This window comes from Natrinema hispanicum (genome assembly GCF_900111485.1).
Classification (GTDB): domain Archaea; phylum Halobacteriota; class Halobacteria; order Halobacteriales; family Natrialbaceae; genus Natrinema; species Natrinema hispanicum_A.
Map to the genome: position 1 here is coordinate 1 of NZ_FOIC01000059.1, position 8,478 is coordinate 8,478.

At 58.0% G+C, this 8,478-nt stretch carries 8 protein-coding genes and 2 pseudogenes; 5 read left to right on the forward strand and 5 right to left on the reverse strand.

The window, feature by feature from the left end:
- Positions 1-96: 96 nt before the first annotated feature.
- A complete protein-coding gene (locus tag BSG09_RS19420; RefSeq protein ID WP_092930117.1) occupies positions 97-1,488 on the reverse strand; it encodes a transposase in 1,392 nt (463 codons plus the stop codon).
- Between the two features lie 108 nt (positions 1,489-1,596).
- On the opposite strand from BSG09_RS19420, the pseudogene BSG09_RS19425 reads away from it, so the two are divergent.
- Positions 1,597-1,989 (forward strand): annotated as a pseudogene (locus BSG09_RS19425) (hypothetical protein); the annotation flags it as partial.
- Positions 1,990-2,029: 40 nt separating this feature from the next.
- Here BSG09_RS19425 and BSG09_RS19430 read toward each other — a convergent pair.
- Positions 2,030-3,235, reverse strand: coding sequence for a GTP-binding protein (locus BSG09_RS19430; protein WP_092936071.1), 1,206 nt, complete (start codon positions 3,233-3,235; stop codon positions 2,030-2,032).
- A gap of 230 nt (positions 3,236-3,465) precedes the next feature.
- A complete protein-coding gene (locus BSG09_RS19435; RefSeq protein WP_092936073.1) occupies positions 3,466-4,734 on the reverse strand; it encodes an FAD/NAD(P)-binding protein in 1,269 nt (422 codons plus the stop codon).
- A 104-nt stretch (positions 4,735-4,838) separates the two neighbouring features.
- On the opposite strand from BSG09_RS19435, the gene BSG09_RS19440 reads away from it, so the two are divergent.
- Genes BSG09_RS19440 through BSG09_RS19455 form a run of 4 tightly spaced genes read left to right on the forward strand, consistent with a single transcriptional unit; the run spans position 4,839 to position 6,796 of the window.
- On the forward strand, positions 4,839-6,113 hold the full coding sequence (locus BSG09_RS19440; protein ID WP_092936075.1) for a GTP-binding protein: 1,275 nt from the start codon (positions 4,839-4,841) through the stop codon (positions 6,111-6,113).
- Complete coding sequence (locus BSG09_RS21905; RefSeq protein WP_463508968.1) at positions 6,058-6,321, forward strand: DUF7511 domain-containing protein; 264 nt, start codon at positions 6,058-6,060, stop codon at positions 6,319-6,321. The genes BSG09_RS19440 and BSG09_RS21905 overlap by 56 nt, the downstream gene beginning before the upstream one ends.
- A gap of 23 nt (positions 6,322-6,344) precedes the next feature.
- Positions 6,345-6,602, forward strand: coding sequence for a hypothetical protein (locus BSG09_RS19450; protein ID WP_092936077.1), 258 nt, complete (start codon positions 6,345-6,347; stop codon positions 6,600-6,602).
- Positions 6,599-6,796, forward strand: a complete 198-nt coding sequence (locus BSG09_RS19455; RefSeq protein WP_092936079.1) for a 30S ribosomal protein S14 — start codon at positions 6,599-6,601, stop codon at positions 6,794-6,796. Before BSG09_RS19450 ends, BSG09_RS19455 begins: the two co-directional genes overlap by 4 nt.
- A 385-nt stretch (positions 6,797-7,181) precedes the next feature.
- Here the strand turns inward: BSG09_RS19455 and BSG09_RS19460 are convergent, their stop codons facing one another.
- On the reverse strand, positions 7,182-8,078 hold the full coding sequence (locus tag BSG09_RS19460) for a DNA-binding protein (RefSeq protein WP_092936083.1): 897 nt from the start codon (positions 8,076-8,078) through the stop codon (positions 7,182-7,184).
- A gap of 83 nt (positions 8,079-8,161) precedes the next feature.
- Positions 8,162-8,478: pseudogene (locus tag BSG09_RS21185) on the reverse strand (hypothetical protein); the annotation flags it as partial.

Sequence of the window (8,478 nt, forward strand, 5' to 3'; positions counted from 1 at the left end):
GAGAGCCTGTCCAAGAATCCAGTTGACCGGTTCTATCATATACGCGGGCGACTCCACTCCTGTTCACCATCGACAAAACCAAAAGATCGGGAGTGGCTATCGTGCTATCGCGTCGGCGACTGCGTGGCTGTCCGGCCCTCGGCCGGACCGCCACAGCTTCAGGAGATTGTGTGTCGCCGCAAACAACGACCACTCTGCATTCGCTCCCTTCGTTCCTCGCAATAGGAACCGATCACAACCCCGTGTAACATGTTGTCCGAACACTGCTTCCACGGTCTGACTCCGCTTGCGATAGATCCGTCTGCCCCGTTTCGTTCGCAACTTCCGCTCCATGCGTTCTTTCGGGCCATACGAATCGGGGATCCGCCCCCGGGGCGGATCCGCCTCTCGCAGTTCTTTCCGTCGCTTCCAGTCTTTGGTCGTGGCAATGAACAGTTCAGTCTGCTCATCCGCTAACTGCGCGTTCGCATTACTCCAATACCCGGCGTCGGCAAGCGCCTTCTCCGGGCGCTTGCCGTTCACTTCCTCGCAGGTCTCTAGCATCGGCTTGAGTTGCTGGACGTCGTTTGCGTCAGTCGTGATATCCTGAGCGACGATGACTTGCGTGTCGCAGTCCACAATTGCTTGGCCGTTGTAGCCCTGTTTCCAGCCATTGCTGGTTTTGAGCGTTTGACTCGCTGGATCTGTCGTGTTTGCTTTTGTGTCCTCCGGAAGCTCCACCTCCTCCGGAGGTGTGGGCTTCCGGCCACGTTTCTTTCGCCCCATTTCTTCCTCTTCTCGTTCTCGTTGGCGAATTTTCGCGGCTTGCTCTGCTTTGCGTTGCTGTTCCTTGGCGTCGAGTCTGTCCTTGGCTTCCCGCAATCGGTCCAGTCGGTCTTCTTGCTCCCGGAGTTCCTCCGGGAGCTCGTCCCCGCGGTGTTCGGGGCCGTATTCGTCATCTTCGGCCTCATCGATCTCGGCGGCTTCATCGAGGATGTCCTGGATCTCTTCGGTAATCTGTTCACGAGTCCGGTTTTGGTCGAGGGCAGCGTCGCCCTGGACGCGACGGCCGTCCAGGGCGACTTCGCCCATCTCAGCCATCCCAGCTTCCCGACAGAGACGAAGAATCTCAACGAAGAGGTGTTCGAACTTCTCGCGGTGGTTCTTGCGGAAGAGGCTGATCGTGCGGAAGTCGGGCTGTTGATTCGCGGCAAGGTAGCGAAACGCGATGTCACGTTCGAGGAGACGGTCGAGTTTGCGGGAGCTGCGGATGCCGATACAGTAGCCGAAGACGAGGACTTTCAGCATCATCACGGGATGGAAGGACGGCCGCCCGCGGCCGTCCTCCCGTTCCTCTGGATAGAACGGATCGAGCCGACCCTCGTTGTCGAGATGATCGATGACGTCGGAGACGTACCGTTCGAGGCTATCCTCTTTGACCCACTCCGCGAGGTTCTTCGGCAAGAGGTGTTGCTGATCTTGGTCGTATTGGATAAAGTTAGATGTCACAGATAGAATCGTACCCAGTATAGGGGTTTCTACTAGATAAAATCTATGTCATGAGGGGTTGGGAATCCGTCGAAAATGATTTCTCTGTCGATGTTTCTTGGACAGGCTCTCGAACGCTCCGAAATAACAGTCGCAACCGAAGCCGGCGGAACGGTCGTCACCACCTGTCGGGACGGCAGCGCGTTCTGTCTCGACAAACTGGTCTGCGCGACAGGATTCGGATCGCAGTACGATAATGAGCTGTTTCGCCATCTACGCCGAGAATCGACGCTGCAGACGGGCTACCGTGGGGCGCCCGTTCTGGACGACGATACGCTCCGATGGATGCGTCAGGATGGGACACCCTCGCGGATCGCGGTTTCAGGCGTTGCCGCACAGCAGGTTCTCGGCCCATTTGCTCGGAACGTAATCGGTGCCAGACGAGCGGGAGAGCTGATCGCTGGGTTGCTTGAGTCCGAACTCAAAATGAAACAGCGTGGCGTTTCGAGACCAGAGATATGACTACGAGCCCGCAGGTCGGCCGCCGCAAAAAGAAGCCGGTCTAGTCGTCCGCGAGTGCGAGTTCCCGTTCTTCGACTCCAAACGGATCGGGATACGTACTCCAGTCTTCGTCCATCTCCGTGTCGCTGAGCAGACAGTCCTCGAGCCACGCATTCATTTCAGCTGCCTCGAAGTTACGACCGATGAAGACGAGTTTGGCACCGCGATCTCCCCACTGGTCGTCCCACTCGTCTTCAAGTCCAGGGGTTGCTTGGAGGTACCGCTGTTGTTGCTGCTTTGGAAGCGTTGCGATCCACTGTCCTTGGGGGCCAGCTCGTACCGATTGGCCTGCTTTGTCAAGACCCATTGCAACGTCTTCGCGGCCAGCCGACCAGAAGAACCCCTTCGCACGAATGATAGCCGACGGAAGGTTTCGCAGAAGGTCTGCGAATCGCTCTGGGTGGAACGGCCGATCTGCCCGGAAGACGAACGATTCGACGCCGTGCTCCTCCGCGGCGGCGTCATGATGGTGCCCCTCCTGGAGTTCGTGTTTCCAGCCAGCGGAGTTTTGCGCCTCCTCGAAATCGAACCGCCCCGTATCGAGAATTTCCCCTGGATCGACACGCCCGAACTCGGTGCGGACGAGTTTCGCACGCGGTTGCAGCGCCTTCAGGACGGCCTCAATTTCATCAAGGTCCGCGCTGGGGGCAAGATCGCACTTATTGAGCAAGAGAACGTCGCAGAACTCGATCTGATCGAGCAGCACTTCTTCGGGCACGCGATCGGTCCCGGCGGCCGGTTCGTCGCTCGTGAGCGCTTTCCCGGAATCGAATCCCTTGTACATCGCGTGTGCGTCAACGACCGATACCATCGTATCGAGGTGGTAGTCGTCGGTGGGATCGTACTCCGCATCCTCGAAGCCGAGCGCGAACGTTTGCGCGACAGGGATCGGCTCTGAGATGCCGGATGACTCGACGAGGAGGTAGTCGAACTCGCGGTTCTCGACCAGTTCGCCGACGGCGTCGAGCATATCGCCACGGAGTCGACAGCAGATACAGCCGTTAGACATCTCGATGACCTCTTCGTCAGACTGTGAGAGTTCCGACTGTTGTTCAATGTGTTCGACGTCGATATTGACTTCGCCCATGTCGTTGACGAGGACAGCGACCTCGTGACCGTGATCTTCGGTCAGGACGTGGTTGAGTGTGGTTGTCTTGCCGGCACCGAGCGCACCCGATAGCACGGTTACTGGGATGGTATCGCTCATCGAGATGTAGTTATGAACTGCAGGCACTAAATTGTTAGTTATTGTGTTGTGCTATCCGACATCCTATTAACACCCATTCCATTTGAATAGCATCTGTGATATATGGCGGTCATCAGCGTCTTAATGCCGGACATACTGATGACAGAAATTACACATTCATTGAGGAACACGTATACAGCGCCTGAAGTGAACGGAATATAACACGTTCGTCACCGCCAGACTGTAGTAGGTCAATCGGACACATTCGTTTCGTGAACCGATCCGCTCGTACCTCCTGCTCCAGAACGGCGAAGACGTCGCGTGATGGCTGCCGTAATCCGATCGCCGGCTCGTCTAGCTCCCGGAATGTTGGGTGCGTACGGACCGACGGACCCGAGGGCAAGCGCTCCGGAGACATACAACGGAACGAATCGTTCGTCGTCGCACTGCCAAGCGAGCGTATCGTCGTCAAGAACGGGCATCTCTCGATAGCCACGAGACAGTTCAAGTTCGTCGACAATTCGGTCGATGAGCGGGTGATTGAATACCGGTTCGAATCCAGTCGCGAGGACGACGCGGTCTCCAAGTAACTGCAACCCGTGGTCTAGGGAGAGCCGAACCGATTCGTCTTCCTCCGCCGCTAAGTCGACTTCTCCTTGTGTGAGTGTGAGCACGCCGTCGTCAATTCGGTTCTCGAACTCGGCGTAGAGATACGGCGGAACCGTCGCGGTGTGTCGAGCATCCAAAATTACGTCGAGCCGGTCGCTCGAGCCCGGCGGATGGACGTGGAGGTTCCGCTCGAGGTACGACCAGTTAATCCACGGCGGATCCGCCTCGGAGACCTCCCACTCGAGCGGGTGTCGTGAGAGCAGAACCACCGACTGCGTCTCGCTCAACGTACACGCGAGTTGCGCGGCCGTGATGCCACCGCCGACAACGATGGTTCGGTCGACCGAAGTGTTGGGATCGAACCCCTCCCACACGTGGTCGACGCCGTCGAGACCGGCCGCCCAGTTGGGCCATCGATACCGATTGCCGTGGCCGATCGCCAGAACGCAATGTTCGGTGTCAATTGGTCCCGCAGTCGTCTCGAGCCGAAGTCCCGTCGCACTGGGCAGTTCATGAATGGCGTCGACGGCGGCCCGACGATGCAGCGATTCGAGATCCTTCCGTTTGATTACATACTCTGAATAATCAAGAAAAAGATCAAGGGATGGGCGCGGCGGGTAGTCGACCGTCTGGACGAGTTCATTCCCCCGATCGTTCGCTTCGGCGAAGCTCTCAAGACCAAACGGCTCGGTTCCGACATGGTGAACGAACGTCGATCGGAGCTCCTCCATGCCGCAGGCTCTCGCCTTCTCGCGGAACGACGCCAGCAATCGGTCGTGGGGATCGACGATGAGAACGTCGGACCTATTGAAGGGAGTGTCTTCGAGGAGCCGCTGGGCGAGATACGTTCCGTGGATTCCTCCTCCAACGATGATACAGCCGAATTTCCGGGTTGAGTTGCATGTCGTCATACGAGATTCGTCGCGTCGGTGTCTGAACATAATTCGCGACTGTTAATAAGGTCTTCGTACGGAGTAATAACTTATATTACCATGGAAGTAGATGTTGCTAACACATGGATGAGCAGACAATCCCCGTGACAGTTCTTTCCGGAACGCTCGGTGCCGGCAAGACGACGACACTCAATCATATACTGCGCGAGGGCGGTGACCGAGATCTCGCCGTACTCGTCAACGATATGGGCGAAGTCAACGTCGACGCGGACCTCGTCGCCGAATCATCAGATATCTCGGCAGACGAAGAGGAGCTGATCGAACTCTCGAACGGCTGTATCTGCTGCGAACTGCGTGGTGACCTGCTTGACGCGATCAGCGGACTCACACGTGATCAGGAGTTCGATGCGATCGTGGTCGAGTCGACGGGCGTCGCCGAACCACTACCTGTCGCGCAAACGCTGACGCTTGGATTCGATCAGTCGGATCTCGATCCCACTGAGTTCTACGAGGAGACAGGTATCGAGCCGCTCGAGAACTGTCACCTCGATACGACGGTGACGGTCGTCGACGCCCACCAGTTCAACGAGGCGATGCAGTCGGACGAGATCCTCGACGATGACGGGACGAAGAAACACCTCGGTGACCTGCTCGTCGAACAGGTGGAGTTCTGTGATATCCTCCTGTTGAACAAGTGTGACCTCGTCGACGAGGCGACACTCGACGAGATCGAAGAGACCCTAGAGATCCTCCAGCCCCGTGCCGAGATCGTCCGAACGACCCATGGTCGGGTAGACGTCGATGAGGTGGTAGACACTGGGCGGTTCGACTTCGAGGAAGCGAGCCAATCGGCCGGCTGGATGCAAGAGCTCCAAGATCCCCATGAATCAGCCGAAGAAGAACACGGCGTGACCTCGTTTGTCTTCGAGGCGCGGCGTCCCTTCCATCCTGAGCGGTTCGCTGAACTACTCGACGCGTTCCCCGAGAACGTCGTCCGATCCAAGGGACACTTCTGGCTCGCCGGGCGCGAGGAGATGGCGCTCATGTTGAACGTCGCTGGACAGTCGATTCGGGTCGCACCCGCTGGGAATTGGATCGCGACCCTCCCGCCCGAGGAACGCGACGAACAGCTCGAAGCGTACCCCGAACTCGAAGAGATGTGGGACGAACAGTGGGGAGACCGCGGCAGTCAACTAGTGTTGATCGGTACCGAGATTGATCACGAGTCGATCCGTGAACATCTCGAGCGCTGTCTGCTCACCGATGAGGAGATGGACGCCGAGTGGGAGACGTTCAACGATCGTTTCCCGACGTTTGAGCCGCCCGAAGATGCTGACGAAGATGAGGCAGAGAACCCCGAACGCGACGGCCAAGAAGAGATCGGAATTGCAGATTAAGCGACAATACCTGACTGACCACGTGACCGATACGAGATTCACATCGTCGGCTGAGCACCCGGCACCGGAGTGCTGTGCGATCATTGAATCGATGGACTCGGGTCCGAACTTGTGTACAATCTACTCGATCTCGCCCGAGGACTCACTAGTGACAGCGTGGATTTCGGCTCACGAAGGATCGTATTGCGATCTCGAGGACGCACGATAATTGACCAGAGAACCTACTGAACGATGTCTACAACATTCCAAACGGCAGTCAAGAAAAACGTTTCATCAACGCAACGGTACAAGGCGATCGATTCGCTCGTTCGAGCGAGAGAGACGACGAACCTCGGAATTCTCGTCCGAATGGGCGGCCTCCGCGGTGAGTTCCGTCGACATGCACTCAACGGTTTAGCCGACTGTAATGCCATGACGACTCTCGAGGAACTCTCGGAGGACACGACGATCGAACCCTCATTGAGACGGAAAGCGGAGGAGTTGATATGACCAATGGATCGTCGATCGACTCTAAAAGTGAAGCAAATGATAGTATCGGCGCGAACAGCGGACGTACCGGAAACCAACGCGTCTGCAGAGACACTGGCCGAGAACAGGGCTTGATCGGCAAGTACGATATCTGGCTATGTCGGCAGTCGTTTCGAGAGATGGCCCGTGACATGGGTTTTCGAAAGTACGACTGACCGATCAATAGCGGATCTCTTGAAAATAAGCTAAACCTGTGCGGACAACCGTCCGCGCACAGAGGTAAGCAACTGCTGTACGTCCGCGATTGCACTACTATCCTGATGACGGTATCATGCTACAGTGCGATCGGTCCCACTTGATTTTGACGCGGAAACGATAGGCTGTCATCATATACCTCTGAATCGGATCGGAAGACGAGTACACCAATCACACGTGAAGATCCTCTCCAGACAACGACAATGCCATGACATGGTACGGACTTATGCCGTGGCGAAAGCCCGGCAGCGCAACGGCCACCGGCCGTGAGCAGCCCGGACCGTGGAGGTGGTGGGAGGTGGCGGTGACTGCGTTCACACCGGCAAAAAAGGGGCTTCGCCTCGGCTATTCCCACCAGCGGCCGCGCTCAGGGAAGTGGATCATCGACCACCCGGTCACGGCCAGTGAAACACGGCCTTCGTGCCAGTTCCGGGCAGCCTTGTGAATCCGCACCTGCTCGCCTTCCTCAATCCATGGCGCGTCTGAAGACTTCCAGATCGTCACGCGTGTCTGTCCACTGTCGTCTGCGATGAGCCCGACCTGTGCGATGCTTGGATGCGAGGGATCCCACAGGGTTTCGACACGCCCTTCGATGCTCACCTCTTTTCGAGAAACCTCCTCGAGTTTCGCGATGGGGATCACGTGCCCGGGCGCCGTCTGCAGCTCCTCGAACACGTTGACAACCGCACTCGTCAGGTCTTGGCCACCGACGACGGCCTCACTCAACCGCCGGCTGATCGCCGCTCGAGACCAGCCATCCAACTCCTTCGCGAGTCGCATCGACTGCTTGTTCACGGCCGCCAACTGCTCTCGAGAGAGCTCTGTACGGGGATCCGCTCGCTCCGGATCCGCCATTGGGTCCACGCTCGCCGCCCGTTTCTGGAATTCCACACGGCTCGCTTTGTTCTGGTCCGCAGCGATCGCCCGTGTCCGCTTTGCACGACCTTCCTGCAGTCCCATCCCGGCCTGGGCACTGATTCGCTCAAGTTCATCCTCTCGTGCTCGAATGCGCTCTTCCTGCTCGAGGGTCGCGCCGTGAATCCGGTCGTCGCTCGTATCGACGATGCCATCTGGGTGGTTCGCATCCACCTTTGCTTGGACCCCTTGCTCGACCGTTGCCTCGAATTCCGGCGTCTCGTCGATGACCGGGAAGCCGTCTTCATCGACCGCCTGCTCGTCCGCCTGTTTGAGTGCCTGTTCATCGACCGTAACGACCTTGCTACTCGAGTTGTTACTAGACATTGCTGTATCTCCGAAGGCGTTCACGCGCCTGCCACCGCGATGCTGTGACATCGCGGTTTTCCGACGACACCGACCGACTAGATCTATCTGCGCGCTCGCGCTCGCGCCTTCGTGAGCGCCCATTTGGGCGCGAGCGAGAGCGCGCCTGAATGAGGTGCTCCAACCAGCACCGCGCGGCGTCCTGCCCGAAGCGAGCGGCCAGCTTTAAGCCGTTTCTCGTGTCCGGCCCGGACTGCGGATTCGTGTCCAGCGCGACTGTCATCGAGAACGCGCGCCGCGGTGTGGCGCGCGACAGCGCAGGCGGCACCAAGCGCTGGAACGCGAAAGCCCGCGAGGGGCGCAACCGAAAACGCGCTTAATGCTGGCGTCGAGACCAGATTCATTTTAGCCCGGAACGGTG